Origin of the sequence: Bradyrhizobium sp. PUT101, from assembly GCF_052043945.1 — a bacterium.
Lineage (GTDB): Bacteria > Pseudomonadota > Alphaproteobacteria > Rhizobiales > Xanthobacteraceae > Bradyrhizobium.
On record NZ_CP197207.1, the window covers coordinates 1,016,377 to 1,030,731 of the forward strand.

Here is a 14,355-nt window from a genome sequence, read left to right on the forward strand (position 1 = left end):
TTAGCGTTCGATGGTGCCGGTGCGCCGGATCTTCTTCTGCAGCAGCAGCACGCCATAGAGCAGCGCTTCCGCCGTGGGCGGGCAGCCCGGCACGTAGATGTCGATCGGCACGATGCGGTCGCAGCCGCGCACGACCGAGTAGGAATAGTGATAGTAGCCGCCGCCATTGGCGCAGGAGCCCATCGAGATGACGTAGCGCGGCTCAGGCATCTGGTCGTAGACCTTGCGCAGCGCCGGCGCCATCTTGTTGGTCAGGGTTCCCGCGACGATCATCACGTCGGACTGGCGCGGCGAGGCACGCGGGGCGAAGCCGAAGCGCTCGACGTCGTAGCGCGGCATCGACACCTGCATCATCTCGACCGCGCAGCAGGCGAGGCCGAAGGTCATCCACATCAAGGAGCCGGTGCGCGCCCAGGTGATGAGATCGTCGGTCGCGGCCACGAAGAAGCCCTTGTCGGACAGCTCGGAATTGACCTCGAGGAAGAACGGATCATTGGCCCCGACCGGCCTGCCGGTCGACGGATCCAGGATGCCCTTCGGGGCCGGCGCGATTACCGGACCGGCGGACGGTGCAGGGTTCAATCCCATTCCAGTGCTCCCTTCTTCCACTCATAGGCGAACCCGACCGTCAGCACGGCGAGGAACACCACCATGGACCAGAAGCCTGTCGCGCCAAGCTTGCCGAACGCCACCGCCCAGGGAAACAGGAACGCCACCTCGAGGTCGAAGATGATGAAGAGGATGGCGACCAGATAGAAGCGGACGTCGAACTTCATGCGGGCATCGTCGAAAGCGTTGAAACCGCACTCATACGCCGACAGCTTTTCCGGGTCCGGCTGCTGGAACGCCACGATGAAGGGCGCGATCAGCAGCACCAGGCCAATGAGGCCCGCTACCCCTATAAAGACCACGAGTGGAAGATAGTTCTGAAGAATGCCGCTCATTGACGAGCCCTTTTTCCCGCAGCCTCGGGACAGCCACGGATTCGTCCGATTTGGAATTATTCTGAGCCTTAGCGCAGTGCACCAATGGGCGCAAGACACGCTCTTTTCAGGCCCTTTGCCGCTCCCAGAACGGTGAAAATCCCGGAATCACCCCGCGGCTGGTATGGAGCAGATCGCCAGACCCAGCAAGGGCAGTCACGGTTTCCCAGGTCAGCAGCTCTGAGATTGCGGCGCTCGGGCCGCGGTAGCTATGCGCGATGCGCTGACGACCAAAATGCTCGGCTTTCTTGGTGCGGCAGCCCGCTCAAACCCCAGCAATGACTGCCGCAGGGCCCCCTCCCGCCGCCGCAGCAGCATATTTTGCCGACTGCCCCCCAGAGCAGCGCAGCCAAGGGAGCCAATGATGGTGCGCGCCGCGATCAGGACAGGTGCTGCAAGGACACTATCCACAGCTGCGAATGATCGGAAGAGCCATGCGTCACGACGGGGCCGGGGCTCGTCTGGCGAATGCGTCGGACCGCACCCCATCCCGGTCCGGCCGCGAGCGCGGCGGCGGCGACTTGCTGGCTGGTCGCTCGCGCCGCGCTCGGATGAGCTTCGGGCTGGGGGGCATGGCCCGTGAGCTCATCGATCTCCTGGCGGAAGATCCGTGGTTGCCCGGTGAGGCGGAGCAGAAGGACGGTCGCGATCGACTGGCCACCTCTCGCAGGCTGTACGAGGTCGCGCCCTCGCTCACCACTTGTAGGAGACGCTGGCGGTGATGCGCCGACGGTCGCCGTAGAAGCAGGACGAGGCCGACGCGCAGCTCGCGACATAGATCTTGTCGGTCAGGTTGATCACGTTCAGCGCCGTGCGCCAGTTCTGCCATTCATAATGGAGCGCGAGATCGCCGAGCACGACCGCGGGAACCTTGAGCGTGTTTGCGGTGTCGGCCCAGGACGAGCCGACATAGCGGACGCCACCGCCGAAGCCAAACCCTGCGAGCGGCCCGTCCCTGAAGGTGTAGTCCGCCCAGCCCGACACCAGGAGTTCAGGCGTGTTGGTCGGCGTCTTGCCGACGAGCGCCGGATCGAGATCCTTGCTGGTAAAGAGATGATAGGCCGTGAAGGCGCCGATCAGCTTCAGCTCCTTCGTGGCGTTGGCCACCGCTTCGAGCTCGATGCCGCGCGACGTCACTTCGCCCGTCTGGTTCTGCAGCGTGGTGATCACCGGATCGGTGGTCGGCACATTCTGGCGCTTCAGATCGAACACCGAGGCGGTGAAATGGCCGTCAAATCCCTTCGGCGCGACCTTCACGCCGATTTCGGCCTGCTTGCCGGTCTCCGGCACGAACAGCTGGTTCTGTGCATTGAGACCGATGATCGGGTTGTAGCTGGTGGCATAGGAGACGTAGGGCGCGATGCCGTTGTCGAAATTGTAGATCAAGCCTGCGCGACCGCTGAAGCGGCTGTCGTTGTTGCTGGCGAGCGTTGCGCCTGTGTCGCGGGCGACCTGCGTCGTCTCGACCCAGTCATTGCGCCCGCTCAGCACCAGCGTGAAGTTGCCGAGCTTCATCTGGTCCTGAAGATAGGCGCCCGCCTGCTTCTGCGTGATCTGGTAGTTGCGGAACGGTGCGCCCGCGAGCGGGATGTTGATACCATAGGCCGGATTGAAAACATTGATCGACGGAACAGTGCCGAAGTTGAAGGCCTGATAGTCGTCGATCTGATAACCCTTCAGATCGACGCCAAACAGCATCGTGTGCCTGATCGGGCCGCTGTTGAAGCGATACTCCAGCTGGTTGTCGAGATTGGCCTGGTTCGCTGTGTTCTTCGCGTACCAGTTATAGCGGCCCATCGTCGCCGTATTGATGTTGTCCCAGCCGTTGCCGATGTAACCGCGATAGGTCAGGTCGATATGCGCAAATCTGGCATTCTGCCGGAAGGTGAGATCGTCGGTGAGATTGCGCTCGAACTGGTAACCGAGCATCTCCTGCTCGCGCGTGAACTTGTCGACACTGGGATCGCCGACGAAGAAGCTGGTCGGAATCTTTCCGAACGGCGCGTTGGTCACCGTGCCCTGGTAAGGCAGGAAATTGATGCCCCGGGTATCCGTCTTCGACGCCGACGCGAGGACCGTGAAGGTCGTATCGGCATCAGGCTTCCAGGTGAATGACGGTGCGATGAAGTAGTTGTTGTCAGGCGTGAAGTCGACCTGCGTCCCGCCGTTCCTGACCTCGCCGACGACGCGGTAGAACAGCTTGCCGTCCTGGGGCTGCGTTGCGACGGGACCACCGACATCGAAGCCGACATAGGCGTTGCCGAAATTGTTGACGCCGGTCTCGATGTAACGGATCGGTTCGGCCGGCGGCATCTTGCTGATGACGTTGACGATGCCGCTCGGGCTCGATCCGCCGTAAAGCACGGCGGATGGACCCCGCAGCACCTCGACGCGCTCCATGTTGGACGGCGGCAACCGCCAGCTCGCATAGGAGGTGTAGAACAGCTGCATGCCGTCGAGAAACAGTCCGATGTCGTCGGACTTGAAGCCGCGGATCAGCCACCAGTCGTTGCGCGTGTCGGCGCCGAATGTCCCGGCGCGCACGCCGGCGGTGTAGCGCAGGGTTTCGTCGAGCTTCATCGGCTTCTGATCGCGGATCTGCTCGGCGCTGATCACCGACACGGACTGCGGTGTTTCCATGATCGGCGTGTTGGTCTTGGTGCCGGACGAGCTGCGGTTCGCGACATAGCCGTGCACTGGGCCGCGCGGCGTCTCGACGAAGCCGACATCGCGCTGCGGCTGCTGCGGTCTGCTTCGAGTGGCAACCTGTTCCGACGCCCGCGGCAGACGGCGCTGAGGAGTTGCGGCCGCGCGGCGGCGCACTTCCGGCGCGGTGACGGTCACCGAGGGCAGGTTCTGCGCGCCACTCTGCGTGGAAGATTGTGCGAGCGATGCCTGCGGCATCAAGATGCAAGCGGATGCGGTCGCCAACACGGCCGACCGCAGCGATCCAAGACTGTTCAACGCGCCACCCCAAAAGCTGCATGTTTTGATGCAACATGCCGCCTGTCCCCGGAACGGCATGCGCTTGCGATGACGCTTATGTGAGAGCGCGCGGAATCCCTAATTGAAAGCTTCTTAGAAAGACTCTTAGAAGCGCTCCAACATTTCCCGTTGTTGCAGCGAGATCAGCGCGCATTCTTCTCGCTCTCGAGCATCTCGGCGGCCATCGCCGTGAGCTCACCGACCTGTCGCAGCACTGCAAGGAACTCGGCTGCGCCGAGGCCACCGCGATCAGGAGGTCTGGCTCTCGCCGCAACCTCGAATTTCGGATTTCACGATCACCTTGCGCGACAACGGATCTGCGAACGTGGGGCTGATCTGTCCCTGTCCTGACCGACGGCCTCGGCGCCGCTGTTCGTCCGGGCCGACATCGGCCTGCCCGCTCCGTCCCCGGACGAAACCGGCCAGGCGGGGAGATGAAACCATTTTGCGGAACCCGCGAAACCATCCGGAAACAGATCGCCCTTAAGACAGAGCCATAGACGGCGGCAAAGCCCGTCGGGAGGCTCAGATGAACCACTCTTTTCACTCTGCTGATCGTGCGACCCACCTGAAAATCGTGGTGGTGGCGCTGGTGGCCGGCATCGTCGTGGCCGGCTTCGGGATCGCAGCCCGCACCAATGCCGACTACAGCCAGACGGCCCAGTCGACGCCTGTGATCAAGGCCGGCAAGCCGCTGGCGGTGACGAGTGCGGCGAGGTCGGAGATTCGCTAATAAGTCCTCTTCCGGGCTGACCAATGGCCGCCTCCGGGCGGCCTTTTTCGTTTTCCAGGGCAATGCTTAGCCGAGACAGACTGGCAGAGCGCAACGTCCTTGACTTCACCATGTCCCCCCTTTAAGTCCCCCCTCGTTCCGCGCGCGTCGAGCGAACCACGCGGGAGTAGCTCAGTTGGTTAGAGCGCCGGCCTGTCACGCCGGAGGTCGCGGGTTCGAGCCCCGTCTCTCGCGCCATTTTGGCAACCCCTTCATAGCCTTAGCCCGAATTTCTCGACTTCTGTCGCATCTGCGCCAGTGATTGCCGACGTCCGGCGGGAACTCTCGCCATAGTCAGCCCACGCCCGAATCGTCTACGCCTTCCGAGACTTAGAGGGATCCCCACGCGTTTCCGGCTCTTGCGGGCTTTCCTGTCAGTGGAATCGAGGAGGCCAGTCATGGCTAAGAAGGATTCGGCGAAGAAGGCAGCCGCTCCCGCGACCATCACGCTCAAGCACCTCGCCGCAGACATCGCTGAGCGCCAGGACCTCTCGAAAAAGCACGCCGAAGCCGTCCTGACCGACATGGTCGACCTGATCACCAAGCACCTCAAGAAGGGCGACCGTGTCCGCATCGTGGGGCTTGGCATCCTCCAGGTCCGCAAGCGCGCCGCCCGCACCGGCCGCAATCCCGGCACCGGCGAAGCGATCCACATCAAGGCCAGCAGGAAGGTCGCATTCCGCCCCGTGAAGGAACTGAAAGAGGCGATCTAGCATTGACGATTCATTAGGCCTGATCGGAGCTCGTTCGGCCGCATCGCGGCCGGCTTTTCTGATATACCGCCTGCTTCCCTCAAGTTCGGCGGTTCGACCAGAAATGTCCTCCCTCACCTTTTCGCACACCGTGACCGAGCGCTTCCTGCGCTACGTCACCATCGACACCCAGTCCGATCCGGAATCCCCCAGCTCCCCCTCGAGCGAGAAGCAGAAGGATCTCGGCCGCGTGCTCGCCGCCGAGCTGAAGGCCATGGGCGTCGAGGACGCGCATCTCGACGATTACGGCTACGTCTACGGAACGATCCCGGCCAACACCGACAAGAAGGTGCCGGTGATCTGCTTCTGCTCGCACATGGACACCTCGCCCGACTGCTCCGGCAAGAACGTCAAACCACAGCTCGTGAAGAACTATCGCGGCGGCGATATCGTTCTGCCAGGCGACACCAGCCAGGTGATCCGCCTTGCCGAGCACCCAGCACTCAAGAACCAGATCGGGAACGACATCATCACCAGCGACGGCACCACGCTGCTGGGGGCCGACAACAAGGCCGGTGTCGCCGAGATCATGGATGCCGCGCATTTCTTCATCAACAACCCCGATGTGAAGCACGGGACCATCAAGATCCTGTTCACGCCGGACGAGGAGATCGGCCGCGGCGTCGACAATGTCGATCTGAAGAAGCTGGGCGCCGATTTCGGCTACACCATGGACGGCGAAAGCGCCGGCTGCGTCGAGGACGAGACCTTCTCGGCCGACGGCGCCACCATCACCATCAACGGCGTCAGCGCCCATCCCGGCTACGCCAAGGGCAAGATGGAGCACGCGATCAAGATCGCCGCGGCCATCGTCGAGCGGCTGCCGAAGGAAGGCTGCTCGCCGGAGACGACCTCAGGCAAGCAGGGCTTTCTGCATCCGATCGGCATCGAGGGAGCCCTGGAACAGGCGACGCTCTCCTTCATCGTCCGCGATTTCACCGAGGAAGGGCTGAAGGAGAAAGAGGTTCTGCTCGAGACTATCGTCAAGGACGTGATGAGAGACTATCCGCGCTCGACCTACAAGTTCGAGATCAAGGAGCAGTACCGCAACATGAAGCAGGTGATCGATCGTCACCCGCACGTTGTCGAATACGCCGTCGAAGCCATCCGCCGCGCCGGCCTGCGCCCGATGCGCACCGCAATCCGGGGCGGCACCGACGGCTCCCGCCTGTCCTTCATGGGCCTGCCCTGCCCCAACATCTTCGCCGGCGAGCACGCGTTTCATTCGCGGCTCGAATGGGTCAGCCGGCAGGACATGGAAAAGGCAGTCCAGACTATCGTGCATCTGGCGATGATCTGGGAGGAACGGGCCTAGCGCCCGTCACCGTCGTAAATCGAAATGGCGGGCTCACGCCCGGCCATTTGCTTTGGGACTACGGCACCGGCATCGCGCGCGGATTGCGGTGGAAGCGATTTGAACTCGCCATCCAGTTCGGCAACGGTGCGCCGTCGCGGTGCCGTCCACCGGCGGCTGCCGCCGCCCATGCCACCACCGCTCCGATCAGGGTCGCGGCTGCGACCGAGAACGCAACGATGATCGAGTTGCGCCGCGCCCGGTTGATGGCCGTCCTGGACTCCGCGATCAGCGCATCGACCCGTTTTTCGGAATCGGGCGCCGCCAGACCTGTGAGCGCGGCCACCTGCTGCACCAGATAGGTCCTGTCGTCGGAGGTGATGCCGCTGTGGCTCGAAGACGTCATCAGGATGCGTCCCGCTTCGGCGCGCGGTTCGCGAAGGTCCGTATTCGGCGGACGCCGCGGCGCGCGGAACAGCTTGTCGAGCTCATAGCTCAACAGGGGTTCGGCCGCGGACGTGTTGCTGGCCGAGCTGCGCATCGGTGAACGGTCGACCGCAGATGCGCCGAGGAGCGCGAGCAGAGCGGCTCCGAACAGCACGGCGAGCGCCCAGGACGTCAGCCCATGCAGCCCGTCTCGCCGCTCGCTGTCGTCCTCGATCGTCGCCAGCGCGGGCGCCGGTCGCGTTGTCCGTCCGGCGATGTAGCCGCCGAAGCCGAAGCTGATGACCGCCTGGATGATCAGATACAATCCGGAGAGCAGCGCCAGCGCAGCCGAGGTATCGCGCCAGGTCGGCGAGGCCGAACTGACACCAAGGCCGATGGCAACACCAAAGCTCAGCAGGATGAACGACATTGCGCCCGCCGCAAGCGCGCCTGCGAACACCGAGCTCCACTGGATGGTTCGAGGTGCCTCGCCCTCCAGGCCGCCTTCCATGATCTCTTCGCGCATGAGCGTTTCGATCGTCATCGCAGCGCTCTCAGCGCAGGCCGAAGAACGACAGGATCGCCATGATGACGACGATCAAGCCGATCAGATAAATCAGTCCGTCCATTGTCCGTCCTCCTCAGTTTCTCGTCGCTAATCGCGAGGCATGAGGAACGTTCCAAATTGGACAGAGCGGCGGGAACGAACTGCCGCAGCGAGGATTATCTGCTCAAGTCCCAGGGATAGAGATTGTGAGCACATGAGGCCTCAGCCGGTTTGTCCGGGCTGGGGCCTTTTCGCGTCTGCAACCAGCTTGTCCGTGCCTGTCCTATGTTAACGACGAAGGATCCGGGATCATCAAAGATGCGATTGGGGCGGACCCTCCAGATCAGGAGCACCGCGTGGATCGCAGAACGGCGTGCCTGCATCAGGCGAATGCATTCCGGGAGAAGGCCATCGCCGATCCCGAGCACCACGACCAATGGATCGACGAGGCCATCAAATGGCTGGAGCGGGCGATGGAAGCGAGCTGCCACGCCGTCATTACCGTGGCGGCCGACGACGGCAGCGACGTTCCGGAGCCGGCCCCCACGACCGCCATCGAAGCCATGGCCTTGCACCGGCGGGTCATTACCCGTCAGTGAGAGGCGCTGGCGATGCAGGCGCCGCTGCGGCAATTGTTCCAGCGACGTAACAATGTTGCGGGTCGACACTGTTCCCGCGCCCATGCTAGGCCGGGCATAGACCGCAACCAGAGTGACGTCGTGCTCGCAAACCGCCAGGCCTCAGGATCTTGCCGCCCGCGCAACTGGCGCGGGTTGCTGTCTGTGCTGATCGCGGCTGTCTATCTGCTCGCGAGCGCGTTGCACGGCTCGCACGACATCGACGTCACCACGCCCGGCGGCGGCTCGGAGATCGTAGCGGCCCTGGATGGCCCCGCAGGCCACAGCGACCACAAGATCATCGGCAGCCATCATTGTCATGGCTGCTTCTCCCTGACGGTGACACAGCCGGCGCCGTCGAGCGCATCGGTCGCGCTTGTTTCCGCAGCGCCCCCGCAACATGCGCCCCGCCTCGCCGGAATTGTCCTCGACACCGACTCCCCGCCTCCCAAACATATTGCCTGAACGGATTGGTCGGGCGTCCCGCGCCCATTGGGTTCATCCTTCACAGGTCGACTTCATGTTCGTCAGAGGAATGGCCGCGCGCCTGGCGTGCGCGGCGGCGTGTCTGATTGCCGGACTCGCGATGGCGCCGTCTTATGCCCAGACTTTGACGATGCGGAGCGCGTTGTCGCGCGCGCTGGCCGCAAGCCCGCGGCTGACGGCGGCGGAGCGCGACGTCGGCATCGCCACGGGCCAGCGCATCCAGGCGGGCGCCCTCCTCAACCCGGAACTGTCCTACGAACAGGACGATTCTTTCGGCTCGGGCAAATATCGCGGGACGCGATCGGCCGAGACCACGCTGCAGATCAGCCAGGCCTTCGAGCTGTTCGGCAAGCGCGATGCGCGGATTGCCGCAGGCGTCGCCGGCGTCGAAGTCGCCGCAATCCAGCGCAAGGCCGTCAGGCTGGAGCTGCTGTCGGAGACCGCGATCGCCTTCCTCAGCGTGCTCGGCGCACAGCGGCGCATTCAGATCCTCGACGAGCAGATTGCCGCCATCGACCGCTTGACGCCACTCCTGCGCCGTCGCGTCGAGGCCGGCGCCTCCTCGCCCGCCGAGACCGGCCGCGCCGAGGTCGCTTCCGCCCTGGTGAAAGCTGACCGCGAGCGCTTGAGGGCGACGCTGGCCAGCGCCCGGCGCGAGCTTGCGGTGCTGATGGGCGATCCAGCCGCAAAATTCGGCGAGGTTTCCGGCCGGCTCGACACCACCGGACGCCCGCCCACGTTCCAGGCGGTGGTCGCCGCCATCGATGCCAATCCGCAACTGGTGCGCTGGACCGCCGTCTACGCGCAGCGCAACGCCGAGCTGCTGCTGGCGCGGCTCAAACCCTATCCCGACGTGCGGATCGCCGCCGGCTGGCGCCACTACAACGAGACCGGCTCCGATGCGGCGCGCCTGACCGTCTCCGTGCCGATCCCCGTGTTCGACCAGAACCAGGGCAACATCCTCTCGGCGCAGGAAAGCCTCGCCAAGACCAGAGCCGAGCGCGAGGCCAATCGCAACACGCTGATCGTAATTGCCGGCCGCGCCTATGACTCGGTCCAGGGCTCGCTGCGCGAGCTCGCCGTGCTGCGTGAGACCGCGATCCCCAAGGCCGTTGAAGCGTCCGAGGCGATCTCTCAAGGTTACGGCCAGGGCCGCTTCACCCTGCTCGAGGTGCTCGACGCACAGGCGAGCGTTACCCAGGCGCGGTTGCGCGAGCAGGAGGCGCTGCAGAATTTCCACGCCGGCGTTGCGATTATCGAAGGCCTGGTCGGCAATCCCTTCACGCTGGCGCGGGAGAGCGCACGATGAGGACATCCTCTACCATCGTCGTTGCCATCGTTGCCGCCGCGCTTGGTGCTTACGGCTATTCCCTCCTCGCCCCGGCCAAGCTCGCACACACCGAGCATGCCGAGCATTCCGAAAAGAAGCCGAACGACCATGTCGAGCAGGACGAGCACGGCGCCGACCGCATCCGGATCTCCGACGTCAAGCTCGCGGCCGCGGGCGTCACGCTGGCCGAAGCCGCGGGCGCCACGCTGACCGACACGCTCGCCTTCAACGGCATCCTGCGCGCCAACCAGGAAGCCGTGGTGCAGGTGACGCCGCGCTTTCCGGGCGTCGTCAAATCCATCCTGAAGCGCATCGGCGACAAGGTCGCCAAGGACGATCTGCTCGCCGCGATCGAGAGCAACCAGAGTCTCACCGTCTATGAGCTCAAGGCACCGTTCGCCGGCACCATCATCGAGCGGCAGATCTCGCTCGGCGAATACGCCTCCGAGCAGAAGCCGGCCTTCGTCGTCGCCGACCTCTCCACCATCTGGGTCGACCTGTCGATTTACCGGCAGGACCTCAGGCGCGTCCGTCTCAACGACGAGGTGCTGATCGATCCCGACGACGGCCGCGGCGAGATCAAGGGCACGATCTCCTACATGGCGCCGATCGGCAGCAGCGAGACCCAGACCGCGCTGGCGCGCGTGGTGCTGGCAAATCCCGACGGACGCCTGCGTCCCGGCCTGTTCGTCACGGCGCGGCTGATCCTCGCCGCGCGCAACGTCGCGGTCGCCGTGCGCCGTAGCGCGATCCAGACGCTGGAGAACAGGACCATCGTGTTCGTGCGCGAGGACGGCGACAAGATCGAGGCGCGCCCGGTCGAACTCGGGGATTCCGATCCGAGGTTCGTCGAGATCAAGGCCGGGCTCGCGGCCGGCGAGCACTACGTCGCGGAGAACAGCTTCGTCGTGAAGGCGGAGATGGGCAAGGGCGAGGCCGAGCATGATTGAGCGCCTCATCGCCGCCTCGCTGCATCAGCGCTGGCTGGTCCTCCTGCTCGCGCTCGGCGCCGTCGCCTTCGGCGCCTGGAATTTTCAGCGCCTGCCGATCGACGCCGTGCCCGACATCACCAACGTCCAGGTCCAGATCAACACCCGCGCGCCCGGCTATTCGCCGCTCGAGACAGAGCAACGCATCACCTTCCCGGTCGAGACCGCCATGAGCGGGCTGCCGAAGCTCGACTATACCCGCTCGCTGTCGCGCTACGGCCTCAGCCAGGTGACGATCGTCTTCAAGGACGGCACCGACATCTATTTCGCCCGCCAGCTTGTGGGCGAACGCATCCAGCAGGTGAAGGACCAGCTCCCGGCGGGCGTCGAGGTCGCGATGGGGCCGGTCTCGACCGGGCTCGGCGAAATCTTCATGTACACCGTCGAGGCCAAGGCGGGCGCCAAGACGCAAGGCGGCCACGACTATTCGCTGACCGATTTGCGCACCGTGCAGGACTGGATCATCCGGCCGCAGCTCCGCAACGTGCCGGGCGTGGTCGAGGTCAACACCATCGGCGGCTTCGAGCGGCAATTCCACGTGCTGCCGGACCCCGGCAAGCTGATGGCCTACCGGCTCGGCTTTCGCGACGTCATGACGGCGCTGGCCGCCAACAACGCCAATGTCGGTGCCGGCTATATCGAGCGCAATGGCGAGCAATATCTGGTGCGCTCGCCGGGGCAGGTCGGCAACATCGCCGAAATCCAGGACATCGTGATCGGCTCGCGCGGCGGCAATCCCGTCAGGATCAGGGACGTCGCGACCGTCATCGAAGGCCGCGATCTGCGCACGGGCGCGGCGACGCGAGACGGCGAGGAAACCGTGCTCGGCACCGCCATGCTGCTGATCGGCGAGAACAGCCGCAGCGTCGCCCGCCGGGTCGCAGCCCGCATCGAGGACATCGCCAAATCGCTGCCCGAAGGCGTCGTGACGCGGACTGTCTACGATCGCACCGACCTCGTCGAGGCCACCATCCGAACGGTCAGGAACAATCTGCTGGAAGGCGCGGCGCTGGTGGTGGCCGTGCTGTTCCTGATCCTCGGTAACATCCGCGCCGCACTGGTCACCGCCTGTGTCATTCCGCTCTCGATGGCGATGACGATCATCGGCATGGTCGAGACCAAGGTCAGCGCCAACCTGATGAGCCTGGGTGCGATCGACTTCGGCATCATCGTCGACGGCGCCGTCATCATCGTCGAGAATTGCCTGCGCATGCTGGCCGAGGCCCAGCGCGAGAAGGGCCGCCTGCTCACGCTCCCGGAGCGGCTGCAGGCGATCCAGCGCGGGTCGAGCGAGGTCATCAAGCCGAGCCTGTTCGGGACTCTGATCATCGCCGTGGTCTACCTGCCCGTGCTGACGCTGACCGGCGTCGAAGGCAAGATGTTCACGCCGATGGCGCTGACGGTGCTGATGGCGCTCGGCGCCGCCGTGCTGTTCTCCATCACCTTCGTGCCGGCGGCCGTTGCCATCTTCGTCACCGGCAAGGTGTCCGAACACGAAAACCTGTTCATGCGGGTCGCCAAGCGCGCTTATCTCCCCCTGCTCCGCTTTGCCATCGACAACCGGGCCGCGGTCGTCGTCATGGCCGTGGTCATCGTGATTGCGAGCGGCATCGCCGCCGCGCGCATGGGTGGCGAGTTCATTCCGAGCCTGGACGAAGGCGACGTCGCGCTGGCGTCGATCCGGATTCCCGGCACCAGCCTCACCCAGTCGCTGGACCTGCAGAAGGCCTTGGAAAAGCGCATCAAGCAGATCCCTGAAGTGAAGGAGTTCTTCACCCGCATCGGCACCGCGGAGATCGCGACCGACCCGATGTCGCCGGCGCAAACCGACGGCTACATCATGCTCAAACCGCGCGCCGAATGGCCCGACCCGGACAAGCCGAAAGCCGAGGTGATCGAGGCCATCGACCATGCTGCCGACGAGATTCCGGGTAGCGCCTATGAGATCTCCCAGCCGATCCAGTTCCGTGTCAACGAGCTGATTTCCGGCGTGCGCAGCGATGTCGGCATCAAGGTCTTCGGTGATGACCTCGACATCCTGCAAGGCGCCGCAAAACAGGTGGAGGCCGCGATCCGGGGCATCCGCGGCGCCAGCGACGTCAAGATCGAGCAGGTCGCGGGCCTGCCGATCCTCACCGTGCGGCTCGACCGCCAGGCGCTCGCCCGCTACGGCCTCAGCGTTGCCGAGGTGCAGGGCATCGTCGAGATCGCGGTCGGCGGCAAGTCGGCCGGCAAGCTGTTCGAGGGCGACCGCCGCTTCGATATCGTCGTGCGCCTGCCTGAGCATCTGCGCGGCAATCTCGAGGCGATCCGGGCGATCCCGATCCCACTGCCGCCCGGTGAGGAGGCCACGGCCAACACGCCGCTCCGAACAGCATTGTCCGCCTCTTCCCTCACCCAGATGCGCTATGTGCCGCTGTCGTCGGTCGCAACCGTCGATGCGACGCCCGGACCCAACCAGATCAGCCGCGAGAACGGCAAGCGGCGGATTGTCGTCACGGCCAATGTCCGCGCCCGCGACCTCGGCTCCTTCGTGGCCGAGGCCGAGGCGGCCGTCGCCGAGAAGGTCAGGCTGCCGCCGGGCTACTGGATCGGCTGGGGCGGACAGTTCGAGCAGCTGGTCTCGGCCACGAAGCGGCTCACCATCGTGGTGCCGGTGGCACTGCTCCTGGTGTTCCTGCTGCTGTTCATGGGCATGGGATCGGTGGCCGATGCGGCGCTGGTGTTTTCCGGGGTGCCGCTGGCCCTGACCGGCGGTGTTGCGGCACTGCTGCTGCGCGACATTCCCCTGTCCATCAGCGCCGGCGTCGGCTTCATCGCGCTGTCGGGCGTTGCCGTGCTCAACGGGCTCGTGATCATCGCCTTCATCGAGCGTCTGCGCAGCGAGGGACGATCCGTTGCCGAGGCCGTTCGCGAAGGCGCACTGACGCGGCTGCGTCCGGTGCTGATGACGGCCCTCGTCGCCTCCCTCGGCTTCGTGCCGATGGCGCTCGCCACCGGCGCCGGCGCCGAGGTGCAACGGCCGCTCGCGACCGTGGTGATCGGCGGCATCATCTCCTCCACCGTGCTGACGCTCCTGGTGCTGCCGGCGCTCTATGTTCTGTTCCGTCGTGACGTGGCGCGGGAAGCGCCTACAATGGCGCCCGACTTGGCAGCTTCCGGGGAGCGCTAGAG

Annotated in this window: 12 protein-coding genes and 1 tRNA gene; 9 read left to right on the plus strand and 4 right to left on the minus strand. The window is 64.9% G+C overall.

Going from position 1 to position 14,355, the window contains the following annotated elements; all coding sequences use genetic code 11:
* From ACSHT2_RS04895 to ACSHT2_RS04905, 3 genes are all read right to left on the minus strand, one after another.
* Positions 1 to 582 carry a NuoB/complex I 20 kDa subunit family protein gene (locus tag ACSHT2_RS04895; RefSeq protein WP_440642768.1) on the minus strand — a complete coding sequence of 194 codons (582 nt, stop codon included), beginning with the start codon at positions 580 to 582 and terminating at the stop codon, positions 1 to 3.
* Positions 579 to 944 carry an NADH-quinone oxidoreductase subunit A gene (locus tag ACSHT2_RS04900; protein WP_008136158.1) on the minus strand — a complete coding sequence of 122 codons (366 nt, stop codon included), beginning with the start codon at positions 942 to 944 and terminating at the stop codon, positions 579 to 581. Before ACSHT2_RS04900 ends, ACSHT2_RS04895 begins: the two co-directional genes overlap by 4 nt.
* A 732-nt stretch (positions 945 to 1,676) precedes the next feature.
* Positions 1,677 to 3,887, minus strand: a complete 2,211-nt coding sequence (locus ACSHT2_RS04905) for a TonB-dependent siderophore receptor (protein WP_440640618.1) — start codon at positions 3,885 to 3,887, stop codon at positions 1,677 to 1,679.
* Between the two features lie 610 nt (positions 3,888 to 4,497).
* Between ACSHT2_RS04905 and ACSHT2_RS04910 the strand changes: the two genes are divergently transcribed.
* The 4 genes from ACSHT2_RS04910 to pepT all read left to right on the plus strand — a co-directional run bounded on the left by ACSHT2_RS04910 (position 4,498) and on the right by pepT (position 6,807).
* Positions 4,498 to 4,701, plus strand: a complete 204-nt coding sequence (locus ACSHT2_RS04910; protein WP_440640619.1) for a hypothetical protein — start codon at positions 4,498 to 4,500, stop codon at positions 4,699 to 4,701.
* A gap of 160 nt (positions 4,702 to 4,861) precedes the next feature.
* A tRNA-Asp gene (locus ACSHT2_RS04915) sits at positions 4,862 to 4,938 on the plus strand.
* A 200-nt stretch (positions 4,939 to 5,138) separates the two neighbouring features.
* Entirely contained in the window at positions 5,139 to 5,453 is a 315-nt protein-coding gene (locus tag ACSHT2_RS04920) for an HU family DNA-binding protein (protein WP_370140084.1), read from the plus strand.
* A gap of 103 nt (positions 5,454 to 5,556) precedes the next feature.
* On the plus strand, positions 5,557 to 6,807 hold the full coding sequence (pepT, locus tag ACSHT2_RS04925) for a peptidase T (protein ID WP_440640620.1): 1,251 nt from the start codon (positions 5,557 to 5,559) through the stop codon (positions 6,805 to 6,807).
* A gap of 58 nt (positions 6,808 to 6,865) precedes the next feature.
* Here the strand turns inward: pepT and ACSHT2_RS04930 are convergent, their stop codons facing one another.
* Positions 6,866 to 7,756: a phage holin family protein gene (locus tag ACSHT2_RS04930; RefSeq protein ID WP_440640621.1), complete on the minus strand. Its 891-nt coding sequence runs from the start codon at positions 7,754 to 7,756 to the stop codon at positions 6,866 to 6,868.
* Between the two features lie 359 nt (positions 7,757 to 8,115).
* Here ACSHT2_RS04930 and ACSHT2_RS04935 point away from each other — a divergent pair, with 359 nt between their 5' ends.
* Genes ACSHT2_RS04935 through ACSHT2_RS04955 form a run of 5 tightly spaced genes read left to right on the plus strand, consistent with a single transcriptional unit; the run spans position 8,116 to position 14,353 of the window.
* Positions 8,116 to 8,358 carry a hypothetical protein gene (locus ACSHT2_RS04935; RefSeq protein WP_440640622.1) on the plus strand — a complete coding sequence of 81 codons (243 nt, stop codon included), beginning with the start codon at positions 8,116 to 8,118 and terminating at the stop codon, positions 8,356 to 8,358.
* A 12-nt stretch (positions 8,359 to 8,370) separates the two neighbouring features.
* The gene (locus ACSHT2_RS04940) at positions 8,371 to 8,841 is read left to right on the plus strand and encodes a hypothetical protein (protein WP_440640623.1); all 471 of its coding nucleotides are present in this window, start codon (positions 8,371 to 8,373) and stop codon (positions 8,839 to 8,841) included.
* A 55-nt stretch (positions 8,842 to 8,896) separates the two neighbouring features.
* The gene (gene ihpA / locus ACSHT2_RS04945; protein ID WP_440640624.1) at positions 8,897 to 10,171 is read left to right on the plus strand and encodes a divalent metal ion exporter subunit IhpA; all 1,275 of its coding nucleotides are present in this window, start codon (positions 8,897 to 8,899) and stop codon (positions 10,169 to 10,171) included.
* The gene (gene ihpB, locus ACSHT2_RS04950; RefSeq protein WP_440640625.1) at positions 10,168 to 11,142 is read left to right on the plus strand and encodes a divalent metal ion exporter adaptor subunit IhpB; all 975 of its coding nucleotides are present in this window, start codon (positions 10,168 to 10,170) and stop codon (positions 11,140 to 11,142) included. The genes ihpA and ihpB overlap by 4 nt, the downstream gene beginning before the upstream one ends.
* Positions 11,135 to 14,353, plus strand: a complete 3,219-nt coding sequence (locus ACSHT2_RS04955) for an efflux RND transporter permease subunit (RefSeq protein WP_440640626.1) — start codon at positions 11,135 to 11,137, stop codon at positions 14,351 to 14,353. Before ihpB ends, ACSHT2_RS04955 begins: the two co-directional genes overlap by 8 nt.
* Positions 14,354 to 14,355 lie beyond the last annotated feature (2 nt).

What these genes read in the sequence shown, in the direction of transcription:
- ACSHT2_RS04900 (WP_008136158.1), bottom strand. Translation starts at nt 944, where the DNA reads ATGAGCGGCATTCTTCAGAACTATCTTCCACTCGTGGTCTTTATAGGG.
- ACSHT2_RS04905 (WP_440640618.1), bottom strand. Translation starts at nt 3,887, where the DNA reads ATGCCGCAGGCATCGCTCGCACAATCTTCCACGCAGAGTGGCGCGCAG.
- ACSHT2_RS04910 (WP_440640619.1), top strand. Translation starts at nt 4,498, where the DNA reads ATGAACCACTCTTTTCACTCTGCTGATCGTGCGACCCACCTGAAAATC.
- ACSHT2_RS04920 (WP_370140084.1), top strand. Translation starts at nt 5,139, where the DNA reads ATGGCTAAGAAGGATTCGGCGAAGAAGGCAGCCGCTCCCGCGACCATC.
- pepT (WP_440640620.1), top strand. Translation starts at nt 5,557, where the DNA reads ATGTCCTCCCTCACCTTTTCGCACACCGTGACCGAGCGCTTCCTGCGC.
- ACSHT2_RS04930 (WP_440640621.1), bottom strand. Translation starts at nt 7,756, where the DNA reads ATGACGATCGAAACGCTCATGCGCGAAGAGATCATGGAAGGCGGCCTG.
- ACSHT2_RS04940 (WP_440640623.1), top strand. Translation starts at nt 8,371, where the DNA reads ATGCAGGCGCCGCTGCGGCAATTGTTCCAGCGACGTAACAATGTTGCG.
- ihpA (WP_440640624.1), top strand. Translation starts at nt 8,897, where the DNA reads ATGTTCGTCAGAGGAATGGCCGCGCGCCTGGCGTGCGCGGCGGCGTGT.
- ihpB (WP_440640625.1), top strand. Translation starts at nt 10,168, where the DNA reads ATGAGGACATCCTCTACCATCGTCGTTGCCATCGTTGCCGCCGCGCTT.
- ACSHT2_RS04955 (WP_440640626.1), top strand. Translation starts at nt 11,135, where the DNA reads ATGATTGAGCGCCTCATCGCCGCCTCGCTGCATCAGCGCTGGCTGGTC.